This window comes from Pseudomonadota bacterium (genome assembly GCA_027620075.1).
Taxonomy (GTDB): Bacteria; Pseudomonadota; Alphaproteobacteria; order Rickettsiales; family UBA6187; genus 1-14-0-20-39-49.
In genome coordinates, this window is sequence record JAQCEY010000009.1 from 31,382 (window position 1) to 46,645 (window position 15,264).

Annotated in this window: 14 protein-coding genes; 5 read left to right on the forward strand and 9 right to left on the reverse strand. The window is 40.3% G+C overall.

Annotated elements, in window-relative coordinates:
* The gene (locus O2942_10365) at positions 1-264 is read left to right on the forward strand and encodes an RNA-binding protein (protein ID MDA0782652.1); all 264 of its coding nucleotides are present in this window, start codon (positions 1-3) and stop codon (positions 262-264) included.
* The gene (locus tag O2942_10370; GenBank protein MDA0782653.1) at positions 257-1,891 is read left to right on the forward strand and encodes an NAD+ synthase; all 1,635 of its coding nucleotides are present in this window, start codon (positions 257-259) and stop codon (positions 1,889-1,891) included. The genes O2942_10365 and O2942_10370 overlap by 8 nt, the downstream gene beginning before the upstream one ends.
* Here O2942_10370 and O2942_10375 read toward each other — a convergent pair whose 3' ends face one another.
* Entirely contained in the window at positions 1,892-2,137 is a 246-nt protein-coding gene (locus O2942_10375; protein MDA0782654.1) for a hypothetical protein, read from the reverse strand.
* 223 nt (positions 2,138-2,360) lie between these two features.
* On the opposite strand from O2942_10375, the gene O2942_10380 reads away from it, so the two are divergent.
* On the forward strand, positions 2,361-2,996 hold the full coding sequence (locus O2942_10380; protein ID MDA0782655.1) for an RDD family protein: 636 nt from the start codon (positions 2,361-2,363) through the stop codon (positions 2,994-2,996).
* Between the two features lie 33 nt (positions 2,997-3,029).
* On the opposite strand, the gene tatA is transcribed toward O2942_10380, so the two are convergent.
* The 4 genes from tatA to hemB are packed head-to-tail and all read right to left on the reverse strand — an operon-like array spanning position 3,030 to position 6,148.
* Complete coding sequence (gene tatA / locus O2942_10385) at positions 3,030-3,227, reverse strand: twin-arginine translocase TatA/TatE family subunit (GenBank protein ID MDA0782656.1); 198 nt, start codon at positions 3,225-3,227, stop codon at positions 3,030-3,032.
* Between the two features lie 18 nt (positions 3,228-3,245).
* A complete protein-coding gene (gene tyrS, locus O2942_10390) occupies positions 3,246-4,508 on the reverse strand; it encodes a tyrosine--tRNA ligase (GenBank protein MDA0782657.1) in 1,263 nt (420 codons plus the stop codon).
* 9 nt (positions 4,509-4,517) lie between these two features.
* Positions 4,518-5,132 carry an SCO family protein gene (locus O2942_10395; protein ID MDA0782658.1) on the reverse strand — a complete coding sequence of 205 codons (615 nt, stop codon included), beginning with the start codon at positions 5,130-5,132 and terminating at the stop codon, positions 4,518-4,520.
* 2 nt (positions 5,133-5,134) lie between these two features.
* Positions 5,135-6,148 carry a porphobilinogen synthase gene (hemB, locus tag O2942_10400; GenBank protein MDA0782659.1) on the reverse strand — a complete coding sequence of 338 codons (1,014 nt, stop codon included), beginning with the start codon at positions 6,146-6,148 and terminating at the stop codon, positions 5,135-5,137.
* Between the two features lie 110 nt (positions 6,149-6,258).
* Here hemB and O2942_10405 point away from each other — a divergent pair, with 110 nt between their 5' ends.
* Positions 6,259-6,732 (forward strand): SH3 domain-containing protein, encoded by a 474-nt coding sequence (locus O2942_10405; GenBank protein ID MDA0782660.1) that lies wholly within the window; start codon positions 6,259-6,261, stop codon positions 6,730-6,732.
* A 15-nt stretch (positions 6,733-6,747) separates the two neighbouring features.
* Here the strand turns inward: O2942_10405 and O2942_10410 are convergent, their stop codons facing one another.
* The gene (locus O2942_10410; GenBank protein MDA0782661.1) at positions 6,748-10,992 is read right to left on the reverse strand and encodes a class I tRNA ligase family protein; all 4,245 of its coding nucleotides are present in this window, start codon (positions 10,990-10,992) and stop codon (positions 6,748-6,750) included.
* Positions 10,993-11,397: 405 nt separating this feature from the next.
* Between O2942_10410 and O2942_10415 the strand changes: the two genes are divergently transcribed.
* A complete protein-coding gene (locus O2942_10415; protein MDA0782662.1) occupies positions 11,398-13,002 on the forward strand; it encodes an electron transfer flavoprotein-ubiquinone oxidoreductase in 1,605 nt (534 codons plus the stop codon).
* A 6-nt stretch (positions 13,003-13,008) separates the two neighbouring features.
* Here O2942_10415 and O2942_10420 read toward each other — a convergent pair whose 3' ends face one another.
* The 3 genes from O2942_10420 to O2942_10430 form a co-directional block, all read right to left on the reverse strand.
* Positions 13,009-13,194, reverse strand: coding sequence for a hypothetical protein (locus O2942_10420; GenBank protein MDA0782663.1), 186 nt, complete (start codon positions 13,192-13,194; stop codon positions 13,009-13,011).
* A 78-nt stretch (positions 13,195-13,272) separates the two neighbouring features.
* Positions 13,273-13,647, reverse strand: coding sequence for a DCC1-like thiol-disulfide oxidoreductase family protein (locus O2942_10425; GenBank protein ID MDA0782664.1), 375 nt, complete (start codon positions 13,645-13,647; stop codon positions 13,273-13,275).
* The gene (locus O2942_10430) at positions 13,647-15,245 is read right to left on the reverse strand and encodes a hypothetical protein (GenBank protein ID MDA0782665.1); all 1,599 of its coding nucleotides are present in this window, start codon (positions 15,243-15,245) and stop codon (positions 13,647-13,649) included. Before O2942_10430 ends, O2942_10425 begins: the two co-directional genes overlap by 1 nt.
* Between the last annotated feature and the right edge of the window lie 19 nt (positions 15,246-15,264).

Sequence of the window (15,264 nt, forward strand, 5' to 3'; positions counted from 1 at the left end):
ATGAAAATAATAGTATTAAACCTCAACAGAAACCTTGAACAAAAAAAACTGGAAAAGCTGTTTGTAAAATATGGCAAGGTTGACTCTTGCAATATCGTAACAGACAAAGAAACCGGACGCTCAAAAGGATTCGGATTTGTTCAAATGCCAGATGAGTCCGAAGCAACGGCAGCCATAACAGCCTTGCATGGAACTCAAGTAAGCGGTAGCAAAATAAGAGTAAAAATATCAGACAACAAGGACGAAGAAATAACTAATGTCTAAGAAACTAAATATAGCTACCGCCCAATTAAATTTTATTGTCGGAGATTTAGAAGGCAATAAGCAAAAGATAATTGCCGCCCATAAAAAAGCACACTCAAAAGGTGCTGATATCATAATATTCTCAGAGATGGCTATAACCGGCTATCCGCCTGAGGATTTAGTTTTACGTAAGGGCTTTCAGGATAAGTCCACCGACATAGTGCGAGAACTTGCTCCATACACCAAAAACGGTACGGCAATGCTAGTCGGGTGTTTATGGCGAGAATGCGACGACCATATTTTCAATGCGGCGGCACTACTTGATAACGGCAAAATAGAACATATTACCTCTAAGTATGACTTGCCGAATTATGGAGTATTTGACGAAAAAAGGGTGTTCAGGGCAGCCCCACTTCCTGAACCGCTACATTTTAGAGGGGTTAATCTCGGTATTTTGATATGTGAGGATTTATGGGGGTTTAAAGTCAGCAAGCATCTGGAAAAGCAAGGGGCGGAGATTTTAGTTTCAATAAACGCATCGCCTTTTGAAGCCAAGAAACACAATACAAGAATGGAAACCGCTAAAAAAAACGTTCGCCAAACCTCACTGCCTTTAATTTATGTCAACCAATATGGCGGTCAGGACGAACTGGTATTCGAAGGCGGCTCGTTCATATTAGACAAAGAAGCAAAAGTATCTTTTCGCCAGCCAAGATGGAAAGAATCCCTTGAAATTACCCAATGGTTTAAAAATAGTGACGGCTTATGGCAGTGCAAAAGCAACGCTGATGAAGTTATAGAATCTGACCGTTTGCAAAATATATATGAGGCAATAAAGCTGGGATTGAAGGACTATGTTGAAAAAAACGGCTTCTTTGGGGTTATAATCGGAATGTCCGGTGGAATTGACTCCGCTCTTTCAGCCGCCGTAGCTGTCGATGCTTTGGGAAAAAACAAAGTCAGACTCGTTATGATGCCATCCAAATATACATCAGATGAAAGTCTTGCCGATGCAGCAGAATGCTCAAAATTGCTTGGCGTAAAACTCGAAAGCATAGATATCGAAAAAGCGGTTAAGGCATTTGATGAAATGCTGGCGGATTCATTTGAGGGACTCTCCCCCGATGTTACCGAAGAAAACATGCAATCACGTATTCGGGGCAATATCCTAATGGCACTTAGCAATAAGTTCGGACACATGGTATTGACCACGGGTAATAAGTCCGAGATGGCAGTGGGCTATGCCACCTTGTACGGCGATATGTGCGGCGGTTATAATGTCCTAAAAGATATATATAAAACAGATGTTTTTGCTTTGGCTAAATGGCTTAATAAGCATGGAACCGTAATTCCTGAAAATATTATCACCAAGCCGCCTACGGCAGAACTTCGACCTAATCAAAAAGACGAGGACTCATTACCGCCATATAAAGTGCTGGACGATATCCTTGTTCGCCTTATTGAAGAACGCCATAGTATAAAGCAGATTATTGAACACGGTCACCCTGAAAATGTAGTAAAAAAAGTTGCCGGTTTGGTAAAACTTGCCGAATATAAAAGACGGCAAGCCCCTCCGGGTCCTAAAATAAGCATGCTTGCTTTCGGTAAGGATAGGCGTTACCCCATCACCAACAAATATAATTTCTGATTATGAAATTACACAACCGACAGAACCGCACTTAGCCATTGCCTCTTCATTTTGTCTTTGTGTTTTAAGTGCCTGTGTGGCAGAACCTTCTACTTTAATATCTTCTGATTTCTTTTTGCCTGATAATGATTCGTACAACTCCTTATTATCCACTTTAGGACTGTTAAATAACTCTTTTACACCGCTATCAATTATTCTTTCCTCCTCATCGGTAAATGCCCTTTTACGTGTACCGTTATTTTCCATAACTTTATCCCCTGAAAATCAAAATTATTAATATATTTACCATTACTACATAAAAAATATATTAAAGTATAGTGTTTTTGTCATACTATGGCTTGACCATAGTATCCAAGCTATATAAAACCTCCCTTATCCATAAGCTTGCACATTAAGAATTATTTAATATTTTGATTATACTATATATTCTTTACTTTGAATAACCACATAACCTGTATGGAGACAGAATATGTCAGAAGACAACATGAACAAACCTCATTCTACGCCTGAACAACCTATTCAGCCACAGCCACAGCCACAACCTCAACAAACCGCTCCACAGCTACAACAAGCAGCTCCACAACCGCAACGAGTTGCACCGCAAGGTAACCCTCCTATGCAGGGACAAAACATGTCTAACGGCGGTTCGGTAAGTGGTCAGCCTAGCATGGAAAACGTTAAATATGCAGGCTTTTGGATTAGATTCTTAGCTGTAATTATTGATGGACTGATTCTGGGAGTTGCTATGTACGCTGTCCAAGCTGTAACCGGAATACAGTTAATTGTAACAGATTATTCAATGGAAGCAGGGCAAGCATCTGCTAACACATCATGGCTGGGAACGGTTATACAAATTTTATATATGACTGTAACCACAGGCTCATCGCTTCAGGCAACCTTAGGCAAGAAAATACTAGGTCTAAGAGTAATGAGAGCAGACGGCTCAAAAATTACTTACTTAAGGGCATTCGGTCGTTTTTGGGCAACCGTACTGTCAGCCTTAACTTTATGTATAGGCTACATCATGGCAGGATTTACAAATCAAAAGAAAGCGTTACATGACATGGTGGCAGATACCAGAGTAGTTTACGCTAAATCAATGTAATAAAAAACACACTGAATGAGAAAAGCGGGAGAATTACTTTTTCTCCCCTTTTTTTTCTTCGATTTTCTCAGATGCTAATTCTTTCGTTTCCTCATCGTCCCCTTTAAGACCGTCTTTAAGGTTCCGCACACCTTTACCCAGATCACCCATAACTTTAGGTAACTTCCCTGCACCGAATATCACGAAAACCACAATAACAACCAATAATAACTGCCAAATACTCGGACTCATTTTCTTTCTCCTGTAAAACTAAACCGCTTTTACTAAAGCATGCTTTTTCTTTCCTGACGATAATTTTATAACACCGTCACTATTGATAAAACCAAGACCGATATTAATCATCTCGTCTTCAATCTTATTATCATTAATTTTTGCACCGCCGCCTTGTATCAATCTTTTTGCGGCTTTTCCCGAGTCTGCTAAACCTGCCTGCATTAATATTTTAAAGGCGGGGATACCGATTTCCAGCTCTGCTTTAGCTATCTCCACCACCGGCAAAGAATCCCCTATGCCGCCTTGCTCGAAGGTTTTTCTGGCAGTTTCCTCAGAATCTTTAGCAGCCTGCTCGCCATGACATATCTTTGTTGCCTCATTTGCCAGAACTATTTTTGCACTATTAATATCAGCACCTTCTAAAGCCTCTAATTTTTCAATTTCGGCAATATCAAGTTCGGTAAATAACCTCAAAAACCTTCCGACATCTTTATCTTCGGTATTACGCCAGAACTGCCAATAATCATACGGCGATACCATATCTTCAGTCAGCCACACCGCACCTTGTGCCGTCTTCCCCATCTTTGCACCTGACGCAGTTGTTATAAGTGGCGTTGTAAGCCCGTAAACATTCCTTTCTTCGCCCTCACTAGGGTGCAGCCTCTTTTGCAGGTCAATCCCGTTTATAATATTACCCCATTGGTCGGAACCGCCGATTTGTACCCTACAACCATGTTTATTATATAACTCAACAAAGTCATATGCCTGCAATATCATGTAGTTAAATTCAAGGAAGCTTAAATTCTGCTCTCTATCCAGACGCATTTTCACGCTTTCAAAACTAAGCATACGGTTAACTGAGAAATGCGAGCCGATATCACGCAGGAAATCTATATATTTTAAACTGCCAAGCCAATCGTCATTATTAACTAAAATGGCATCTGTATCGCCACCTCCGAATTTTATGAACTTACCCAAAAGGCTTTTTATACCGTCCATATTTTTTCGGATACTATCGGAAGTCTGCAACTTTCTTGTTTCATCTTTACCCGAAGGATCGCCTACTTTCGTAGTCCCTCCGCCTAAAAGGACTATCGGCTTATGACCGCATTTTTGCAGCCATCTTAATATCATTATCTGGATAAGGCTTCCCACATGCAAACTGGTTGCCGTACAGTCAAAACCGATATAAACACGCTGACCCTTTGTCGATAATAATTTATCCAGCCCATCTTCATCGGTACATTGATGAAAAAAACCACGCTCATTAAAAATTTTAAAAAATTCCGATTTTGCCATTATTTTATCTTATTGAATAAACTTCTTTAAACCACTTATTATTTCCGAAATATCCTGACCATGATTAAAATGACCTATATATTTACCGTCTTTACCCATTAAATATATATAGGCGGTATGGTCCATTAAATATTCCTGCAAATCTTCCGCCTGTGCTTCCTTATAATATACCCTGTAAGCATTCGCAACTGAAGCTATTTGTTCAGGAGTTCCGGTTAAAGCCTGAAATTTAGGGTGAAAATTAGCTATAAACGGCTTTATATTTTCCACGGTATCCCTTTTAGGGTCAATCGTTATGAAGATCGGCTGTATTTTTTCTGCCATTTCCTCACCTACTCCGGCAATTGACAAAGAAATATTGTTCATATCCGTAGGGCAAATCATAGGGCAGTTTGTAAAACCAAAATATACCAACATATATTTGCCTAAGAAATCCTTGTCGGTTACTGTTTCCCCGTCCTGATTCGTAAGCGAGAAAGACCCGCCTATAAGAACCTCGCCTTTACCTTCTTCGCCAACGGGTATATCAGGACTTACCGCAGGTTTTACCCATGTAGTATATATTTTCATTGTTATAACCAACGCTATGGCAGGTATGAATATATATTTAAAAGTATTAAACATTGTTACCCCTTACTTAAATTTTCAGCAATTTCTATAGCAGCATATGTAAATACGCAAGACGCACCCGCTCTTTTAAATGCCACAATAGACTCGTACATAGCCGCCTTTTCATCTAGCCAGCCATTTTGCGATGCGGCTTTTAACATAGCATATTCACCGCTTACCTGATATGCCAGAACCGGTATATTAAAATTATCACGGACACGGCGTATTATATCAAGATACGGCATTCCCGGTTTCACCATTATCATATCAGCCCCTTCTGCAATATCAAGCTGCACCTCACGCAACGCCTCATCTGAGTTTGCCGGATCCATCTGATAAGTTTTCTTGTCAGCCTTGCCTAAATTAGCGGCAGAGCCTACAGCGTCCCTGAAAGGACCATAAAAACATGAAGCGTACTTAGCAGCATATGAAAGTATCTTAACATCATTGAATTTTTTGTTATCAAGGGCTTGCCTTATAGCCCCTACCCTTCCGTCCATCATGTCGGACGGTGCTACGATATCGGCTCCCGCCTCGGCTAGCGATATAGCTTGCCTGCAAAGAATATCTACCGTTTCATCATTTAATATTTTTCCACCAGTTACAAGCCCGTCCTGACCGTGGCTTGTGTATGGATCAAGTGCCACATCGCATATAACACCTATATCGGAAAAATTATCCTTTATTGCAGATACCGCCTTAGATACCAGATTATTTGCATTATACGCCTCTTTAGCGTCTTCTGATTTTTTCTCTAACGACACAACGGGAAACAGGGCAACTGCCGGTATCCCTTGTTCATATGCAACACTTACCTTTTCAAGCAGCAGGTCGATAGAAAGCCTTTCCACAGAAGGCATAGACGCAATTTGCGTCTTCTTGTTATCCCCTTCCTGAACGAATAACGGCAATATCAAATCGTCCGGCGAAACTTTATTTTCGGCAACGATTCTCCTTGACCAGTCAGAGCTTCTATTTCTTCTCAGTCTTGTATCGGGAAAACTACTTATTGTATTATTCAAAATATTCATTAAAATTGCTTTTGATTAATTAAGTAAGCACAAATGCTGTTTTATATAGAATTTTTGACCTTTTGTCACTTAATAACTTGTTGTTTTAATAATAAAATAAATGATAAAAAATGCGACTTATAACTATATTTATAATTTTGTTCTCACCTATATTTGCACATGCCGATTCTAACGCAAAAGTGCCTTATTTTGCTTCTATCAAAGCAGGAGAAGCAAATGTGCGTACAGGTCCCAGCGTGCGTTATCCCATTCAATGGGTTTACCAAAGAGAAAGCTGGCCTGTTGAAGTTACCGCTACCTTTGAGGGCTGGAGGAAAATACGTGACATAAAAGGGGAAGCCGGCTGGATTCACGAAAGCCTTTTAACAGGCAAGCGAAACGCCGTTATCAGTACGCATGGCGTACAGGAGATTTACCGCCTACCTATGAACAATACCAAAGTTGTTGCGATTGCCGAAAGCGGAGTTGTAGCAGAGCTTGAAGAATGTAAAAAACAATGGTGCAAGGTTGCCGTTGAAAAAAAAGAAGGCTGGATAGAATCAAAATACCTGTGGGGCGTTAAATCTGACGAGGTTTTTGATTAAGTTCTTTTTTGCCACCTAAGCCACCCTACTCAAACCAATCACCACATCAGCACCATCTATCTTTTGTTCAAAACGGTGGTTACAATTATCAGCTTTTGCAGCAGATACCGAGTCAGCCAATGTCTGCTCCGCTATATAGCCGTTAAAGCCGTTTAGTGCCTCAACAACATTATTATTATCGGTTTCAACATTCAGATTTATACGGTCGGTTATATTCAAATCGGCATCTTTACGTGACTGCTGAACAAGGCGAACTAAATCTCTGGCAACACCTTCTATTTTCAGTTCGTTGGTAACATTTAAATCCAAAAGCACCAATGCATCATTAGTAGAAAGTGCCTGCGCCCCACCTTTTGACCTCGGCTCCAGTGCAAGTGAACACTCCTCACCTGTCAGCACTTCTCCCACAGCTTCGATTTTACCGTCAGGAAGCTGTTTCCACTCACCTTTTTTGGTAGCTGCTATTATATCTTTCATTTTGGCAGGAAGCCTTTTTCCCAGCACAGGGAAATTAACCTTCAACCTTAAATCGGCAAATTCTTCAACATTGCTACTGAATTTAACCTCTTTAACATTAACCTCATCTTTTATCAGGTCGGCGTAATCCTCAAGCCTTTGCGGCTCAGGGTCTATTATAGTTAAGCTTGCAAGAGGCTGCCTTACACGAATATTTTCCGCACCACGGATAGACAAAGCGGCATTACAAGCATCACGCACCCTATCCATATCATGCATCAGGTGAGCTTCGTCTAAAACATCGGACATATCGGGGAAATCCGCCAGATGCACCGACGTTGCTCCCTCGCCTTCTATCCCCTGCCATATCTCTTCAGACAACAAAGGCAATAGAGGGCTTATCGCACGACACATTATATTAAGCACCGTATAAAGCGTATTATAAGCTTCAAACTTATCGCTATCTTGTTCCGAACGCCAGAAACGCTCTTTATTACGCCTGATATACCAGTTATTCAGCACCTCAAAGAAATCCTCAACCGCCTTGCACGCATTGGGCGTATCGTAAGCGTCCATTTGTGCCTCAATATCGGTAACAGCACTCTTACACTTAGCCAATATATACCTGTCCATAAGGTTATCAGACGACGGTTTGAACCTCGCTTTAACCCCGTCGGCATTGGCGTATAATGTAAAGAAGCTATAGCTATTCCATATCGGTTTCATCACAAGGCGTACAGCATCACGAACCATATTGCCTTCTTTGTCGATTAGCAACTCACCGCCATGCATAATAGGCGCGGATATCATCACCCAACGCATAGCATCAGAGCCAAACTTATCAAACACGTCCATAGGGTCTGCATAGTTATTCAAACGCTTGGAAAGCTTTTGCCCCTTATCGTCCAATACTACGCCATGACAAATTACATTCTTAAACGGCGGACGGTCAAACAACGCTGTAGATAACACCATAAGGGTATAAAACCAGCCACGAGTTTGTGCCACATATTCCACAATAAAATCCGCAGGGAAATGACTTTCAAACCATTCTTTATTCTCAAATGGATAATGTGCTTGTGCATATGGCATTGAACCTGATTCAAACCAGCAGTCAAAAACATCTTCGACTCTGCGAAGTGTATAATTGGAATCTTCAGGGTCAGGCTTGGTCAGAGTATCAATAAAAGGTCTGTGCAAATCATCAACCGGCTTGCCAAAAAAATCCTCCAACTCTTTGATACTTCCGAATACATATAGCTTTTTATTCTTAGGATTATCCGAACGCCAGATAGGTATCGGCGAACCCCAAAAACGGTTACGTGAAATCGACCAGTCACGGGCATTTTCCAGCCACTTACCGAACTGCCCGTCTTTAATATGATTAGGTATCCAATTAATTTGCTGATTAAGTTCAACCATACGGTCTTTAAACTTAGTAACTTCCACATACCAGCTAGGCACAGCCTTATATATAAGCGGAGTATCTGTTCTCCAGCAATGCGGATAGTTGTGTTTGTAATCCTCAGATTTTATTAACTGCCCCTTTTGTTTCAGGTAATTTATAATACGCAGGTTCACTAGCCCATTATCTTGTAACTGCTTTTCTTTATATGGCTCATCTTCTGCTTTGCCTTCGGTTTGGGCAATAACATTCAAGCCTTTTAGGTATAGGGCATTTTTCAAAATATCATTTCCAAGGAAATCCGAGTTTATTTCGATTAATGTTGATTCTCCGACTTTGTATTCGGAAGTTATATTGCCATCTCTGGTATAGGAAATGTTATCTGTTACTTTTAAATATTCTTTACAGTCGATCAATACATTCCGGTTCTCTGGAATTATATAACAAACCTTTTCACCTTGCAGCTCAGCCGAAGCTACTCCCCCCTTGAGGGGGAGTTGAGATTGCACAGCAATCTCGTGGGGGGAGTTTTTCACATCTTGACTATACCCCCCACGGTCAGTGGCTTCGCCCCTGCCCAACTCCCCCTCAGGGGGGGAGTAGTTTTTTGTTAGGCATATAAATTTATCTTCAATATTAACGCAATCATCACCATGCTTGCTTGTTAGTATGTAATATTTATCGGCATCGGGTGCGTCTTCCGGTTTATTATCAAGCGAATATACTATAACCCCTTCGGTTTCATCATAAATCGGAAGATTTATATTTTTTCTATCTATTATTCCAAATAGCTCTTCAGTATATCTTCCTGCATGGTCAACAGGGCATATAACTTGCGTTTTAGAGTCAGAAAGCCCTGCAATATTTTCTTTTTTACATGCGTCAAAGTCATCTTCACCAAATCCGGGGGCAAGGTGAACTATTCCTGTTCCGTCACCTTCTGCTACAAAATCGGCAGATATTATTTTGAAGGCGTTTTCAATTCCTACCAAATCAAAATAAGGAAATAATGGTTTGTATGATAGACCGACTAGATTGGAGCCTTTAAGTCTTTTAAATTCTTGCTCATCATCTGTCGACAAATCTTTTGCATATTTAGCAACAGAACTCTTTGCCAATATATAACAAACCTTCTTACTCCCCCCTAGAGGGGGAGTTGATAAATTACAAGGTAATTTATCGTGGGGGGTTTTTGAGGAGTCATTTTTCAAGAAATCCAATATTTTCTCAACAACCCCTTCAACATTTTCGTTAACCTCATTATTCCAAAAACGCAGAACTCTATAGCCTTTGGACTTTAAAAAATCAGTCCTTTTTTCATCATATTCTTTTTGCTCAGCATGCTGACTTCCATCTAGCTCAATAACCAAATTTGCAGCAGGGCAGAAAAAATCGACAATATATTTATCTATAGGCTGTTGCCTGCGGAATCTAAAACCATCTAGCTGTTTTCCGCTTAAATATTTCCAAAGTTTAGATTCTTCTTTTGTAGATTCTTTTCTAAGCTCTCTCGCCCGATCAAGTGCTTCCTGATTATACCCCCCACGGTCAGCGGCTTCGCCCCTGCCCGACTCCCCCTCAGGGGGGGAGTAATTTTCTTCCACAACCACACAAGCATACTCAATCCCCTCGCCTACTGCTAAAGCTAAATTACTTGGCAAAGTCCAAGGCGTAGTTGTCCATGCCAGCACTTTATATTCATCAGCTTCCGGGGCATTTTGCGGCTTTTCATTCAAGGTGAACGCAACCGTAATCGCCTTATCCGTCCTCTCACGATAAGAATTATCCATTCTGGTTTCAAAGTTAGAAAGTGGAGTTTCGCATGCCCATGAATACGGCATAACACGCATAGATTCATAAACTAAGCCTTTATCATAAAGCTGTTTGAACGCCCATAAAACAGACTCCATATAGCCTGTATCCATCGTTTTATAGTCATTTTCAAAATCAACCCAACGAGCCTGACGATTTACATATTTCTCCCACTCGCCTGAGAATTTCATCACCGATGTGCGGCACTTTTCGTTAAATTTATCTATTCCATATTCAACGATTTTATGACGACCTGAAATACCCAGCTCCTTTTCAGCACCCATTTCAGCCGGCAACCCGTGGCAATCCCAACCGAAACGACGTTCTACTTTTTTGCCTTTGACGGTCTGATAACGGGCAAAGATATCTTTTACAAACCCTGTCAGCAAATGCCCGTAGTGAGGCAACCCGTTGGCAAACGGAGGGCCGTCATAGAAAATAAACTCATTATCCTTGCCGTCTTTTTTAGCATCTCTGTTATCAACAGAGTCCTCAAAACACTTATTTTCGTTCCATAATTTAATTATGTTCTCTTCCAATTTCGGAAAATCAGGGTTGGAATTAACTTCAGGATAATATTTTTTCATAACGCCAATTTTAATATGATAAAAGAAGACGTATAATACAAAAAAATTAAGAATATGCAAGGCTATAAAGAATGTTATTCAGCCTTGTCGCCTCTTGATTTTATGCCGCTCAAACACTCAAATAACAACACCTTTATCGCAACGAAAAGCAGTATAAACGGGCTTAATAAAATACAGAATATGCTTAAAATATACCCCACGAGAACACCACATAGTTGCATACATAGAAAAATCACACAACCTAGTGTAGTTTGAAAAATTTTCTATGCAACCGAAATATTTGGAATTTTTGTATTTTTATCTTATAATAAATATTGTCATGCTGAATTTTTTCAGCATCTTCTATAAAAAACATAGACTCTGAAACAAGTTCAGAGTGACACACTCAAACAAAGCAGGCAAAGTATGTCACGTGAAAAAATGGATTTTGATGTTGTAATTGTAGGTGCAGGCCCTTCTGGGCTATCGGCTGCAATAAAGTTAAAACAAGAATCCCCTGATTCCACTATTGTTATAGTGGAAAAAGGTGCGGAAGTAGGTTCGCATATATTATCGGGAGCGGTTATTGAACCACGCTCCCTTAACGAATTGATACCTAACTGGAAAGAAAAACAAGCCCCACTGACCACCAAAGCAAAAGAAGATAACTTCTTTTTCCTTACTGAAAAAGGCAGCCTCCGACTGCCCGTTCCACCACAGGCGAATAATCATGGCAATTACATTATATCACTTGGCAATTTCTGCCGTTGGCTGGCACAGCAGGCGATGGATATGGGAGTTGAAATTTATCCCGGTTTTGCTGCATCTGAAATACTATACGAAAATGATAAAGTAGTAGGCATAGCAACAGGAGATATGGGAGTTTCAAAATCGGGAGAAAAGAAAGACTCTTATCAACAAGGAGTGGAGCTGAGAGGAAAATATACATTATTTGCAGAAGGTTGCCGAGGCTCTTTAACGCAAGACCTTTTTGATAAATTCAAACTTCGTGAAAATTGTGACCCGCAAACATACGGAATGGGCATTAAAGAATTATGGGAAGTACCGACAGAAGTCCATAAACAAGGATTAATAACCCACACCATAGGGTGGCCGCTTGATAAAAACACTTATGGCGGCTCATTCATGTATCACCTTGAAGATAATCAGGTGGCTATCGGTTTTGTGGTCGGGCTTGACTACCAAAACCCTTACCTTAGTCCTTATGAAGAATTTCAGCGTTTTAAAACCCACCCGAAGATACGCCCTATATTAGAAAACGGCAAACGTATCTCATATGGTGCAAGGGCATTAAACGAGGGGGGATTACAATCTATTCCTGATTTGGTATTCGCAGGAGGAGCTATCATAGGCTGTGGGGCAGGCTTTATGAATGTTCCTAAAATAAAGGGTACTCACACGGCAATGAAATCGGGAATGCTGGCGGCTGAAGCTGTCGCAAAAGCCTTAAAAGGAGAAGCTGACGACCTTTCATCATACGCAGATAGCCTGAAAAAATCATGGGTATATTCAGAACTGAAAAAAGTACGCAATATACGCCCTGCATTCAAATGGGGCTTATGGAAAGGGTTGGCACATTCGGCACTTAGCACGGCGTTAGTAGGTCTTGAGCCATGGACATTAAAGAATCATGCCGACCATGACTCCTTAAAAAAGGCTTCAGACTGCAAGAAAATTGAATATCCGAAACCTGACGGTAAAGTTACGTTTGACCGCCTGACATCCGTTCAGCTATCTAACACCAACCACACAGAAGACCAGCCTGTGCATTTAACTTTGAAAGATAAAGATGTTCCGACTAATTTAAACTTACCTGAATATGACGGTCCGGAACAAAGATACTGCCCTGCCGGAGTGTATGAGTATATTCAAGATGGTGTGGGCAAAAAACTACAGATAAATGCACAAAATTGTGTGCATTGTAAAACATGCGATATTAAAGACCCGACTCAAAACATAAAATGGATCTGCCCGGAGGGAAGCGGAGGCCCACGATATCCGAATATGTAAGCTGAATTAAACAGCGTCCCACATTAACGGCTTACCGGACTTATCTTCTGCCATTTTGCCGTCATCAAACTGTACGGCGATATATTTTCCGTGTCCGACATGCGTACCGACGTAAAGAACCGGCTTAACAGGCTTTCCGTTGTAAGTTTTAACTTCAGCTTTCACACGCTTTGCAGGGTTATTCTTAGACATAACAATTACCACCAATTAAAAAATTTGAGTAGTAGCTTTTAAAGCTTTTAACATACTTTGTCAAGTATATTAAAAAAATCACATATCAATTTTCTTTTTACCAAGAAGTAGTAGTGCAAAGTTACGCCCTGACCTTAATACGGGATATAGTACTTTAGAAATCCTTCTTGATTTGAACACGAATCTGTTAAACCTGTTAAACCAGTTAGCACTAGTAGACATCAAAGCCAGCTTGTGAATACATTCGTCACCATGATAAACATCGTCATCAATTATAAGAGCCATGCCCTCATCTAGCGTATATCCCTTTTCATGGATTTTTTTTATTATATCCGAATCATTACTTAAGGTACGGGCATCAATAATTTTTACCACCCCGCCCGTTTCTTTCAAGCGGAGTAATCTTACATAGCGTGAACAAAACGGGCATTCTCCGTCATAAACTATATACATCAGCGTACCTTAATAATCTGCTCATCTTGCTTTACAATCTTGTCCTTTATCTTGCCTTCTACCATATCCGTACACGCCGAACGTGTTATAACCTTCAGATACTCTATATCATTAGGGTCGATATTATGGAATTCCTCATACAATAAAGGATTGCTCTGATGGTGATGCAACCTCATATAATATGAATATTTACCGTACATCTTCATATCTTCAAGAACATCTTGATGTATAGCTTTTACGAATTTTTCAACATTATCAAGCCTTATTTTCTCATCTTCAGGTGTTTCCAACTTACTTTCATCGACAGGAGGCACTTTACACTCGCCGTTTAACCTGCGTTCATCGGCACTATATGAAAGACCGGCTACATTAGGAGAAAAATGACCCGAACGCACTCCCTTATCAAGCTTTCCGTGCGAGAATGAATATGCATGTGCCCCCGCATAAGCTATAGGAACATCTATCCACTTGTCCGATCCTACGGTTTTAGCCTGTAACATCACAAAACGTGTATCCCTTACATCATACCAGCCCAGAAAAGCCGTGTGAAAAAGACTCATGCCTCCCAGCAATATAGTCACAACGGCCGCAATTTTTGACACATCATAAATTTCAGAATCCCTCACCTTATGAGTAGCAACAAGTATTGAAATATTCATCCATATCCAAGGCCAGAACAATATACCTCCGATAACATAAACACCGATATGGAATATATCAAAAATAACTGCCGATATCCTAAGCCATGATATTTTCAATATAAATAATATGCTCAAAAGCTGTACAGCCAAAGTGACGGCATTAAACAAAACATGTCCGCTGCTTAAGGAGTCATATACAAATTGTGCAAGCTGCGGGGGAGTGCCAAGCGGAGCTACACCTTTATAAACGGCAACTATATATAGCTGTGATATATCATTTTCCAGTAGCCACTCAAACGGTCTGCCGTCCAATCTCATCTTAGCTATACCCGACCAGAAATAATTCGCAATATGCACGCCTATAGCAACATAGGCGATAGACTGATATGCTATATTTATTTGTTCGGACGTATATTTATTTTTCCTTTTAAAATATTCCAGCAAAACAATGCAAAAAGCAAACAGAAAACCGGCATCAGACAGGTAATAAATGTCATGGAATGCCATTGTAACCCCTGAAATAGCCTCCACCATCTCACGGGCAGCTATAATATGTAAGGCAGGAAGCATAAAAAAGACGGGTCGGCGTATCGCTATTAATGCAAATATGATTGACGGAAAATCCCCGTAACGCAATATATCGGCAAGCATATCTGTTTCTTTTTGGGCTGAAACATATGTTGTCGGCTCAACCACAAGATAAAATGCCAGCCCTATAGCCACCATTTTACCGAGCCTTCGCAATATCGTACAGGTAATGTCGGTATCTTTTATCTTTGCACCCAACAGTACAAACACAAAGCCTGTCAACATCAGTAAAATGTATGAGTTTAAGCCTTCATAATAAAAAAAAGCCAAAAAGAACGAGGCTTTATAAACAAAAAACGCAAGCAATGCTACTGCTATAAAACCGAAATTATATATTAAATCCCCAATGCTTTTTTTATCTTTTACCATACTTAACACTTAATAAACA

Excerpts from the sequence above, each read along its gene's own strand:
- O2942_10420 (MDA0782663.1), bottom strand. The coding sequence starts at position 13,194 with ATGTCTAAGAATAACCCTGCAAAGCGTGTGAAAGCTGAAGTTAAAACT.
- O2942_10370 (MDA0782653.1), top strand. The coding sequence starts at position 257 with ATGTCTAAGAAACTAAATATAGCTACCGCCCAATTAAATTTTATTGTC.
- hemB (MDA0782659.1), bottom strand. The coding sequence starts at position 6,148 with ATGAATATTTTGAATAATACAATAAGTAGTTTTCCCGATACAAGACTG.
- O2942_10365 (MDA0782652.1), top strand. The coding sequence starts at position 1 with ATGAAAATAATAGTATTAAACCTCAACAGAAACCTTGAACAAAAAAAA.
- O2942_10375 (MDA0782654.1), bottom strand. The coding sequence starts at position 2,137 with ATGGAAAATAACGGTACACGTAAAAGGGCATTTACCGATGAGGAGGAA.
- tyrS (MDA0782657.1), bottom strand. The coding sequence starts at position 4,508 with ATGGCAAAATCGGAATTTTTTAAAATTTTTAATGAGCGTGGTTTTTTT.
- tatA (MDA0782656.1), bottom strand. The coding sequence starts at position 3,227 with ATGAGTCCGAGTATTTGGCAGTTATTATTGGTTGTTATTGTGGTTTTC.
- O2942_10425 (MDA0782664.1), bottom strand. The coding sequence starts at position 13,647 with ATGTATATAGTTTATGACGGAGAATGCCCGTTTTGTTCACGCTATGTA.
- O2942_10380 (MDA0782655.1), top strand. The coding sequence starts at position 2,361 with ATGTCAGAAGACAACATGAACAAACCTCATTCTACGCCTGAACAACCT.
- O2942_10410 (MDA0782661.1), bottom strand. The coding sequence starts at position 10,992 with ATGAAAAAATATTATCCTGAAGTTAATTCCAACCCTGATTTTCCGAAA.
- O2942_10395 (MDA0782658.1), bottom strand. The coding sequence starts at position 5,132 with ATGTTTAATACTTTTAAATATATATTCATACCTGCCATAGCGTTGGTT.
- O2942_10405 (MDA0782660.1), top strand. The coding sequence starts at position 6,259 with ATGCGACTTATAACTATATTTATAATTTTGTTCTCACCTATATTTGCA.
- O2942_10415 (MDA0782662.1), top strand. The coding sequence starts at position 11,398 with ATGTCACGTGAAAAAATGGATTTTGATGTTGTAATTGTAGGTGCAGGC.
- O2942_10430 (MDA0782665.1), bottom strand. The coding sequence starts at position 15,245 with ATGGTAAAAGATAAAAAAAGCATTGGGGATTTAATATATAATTTCGGT.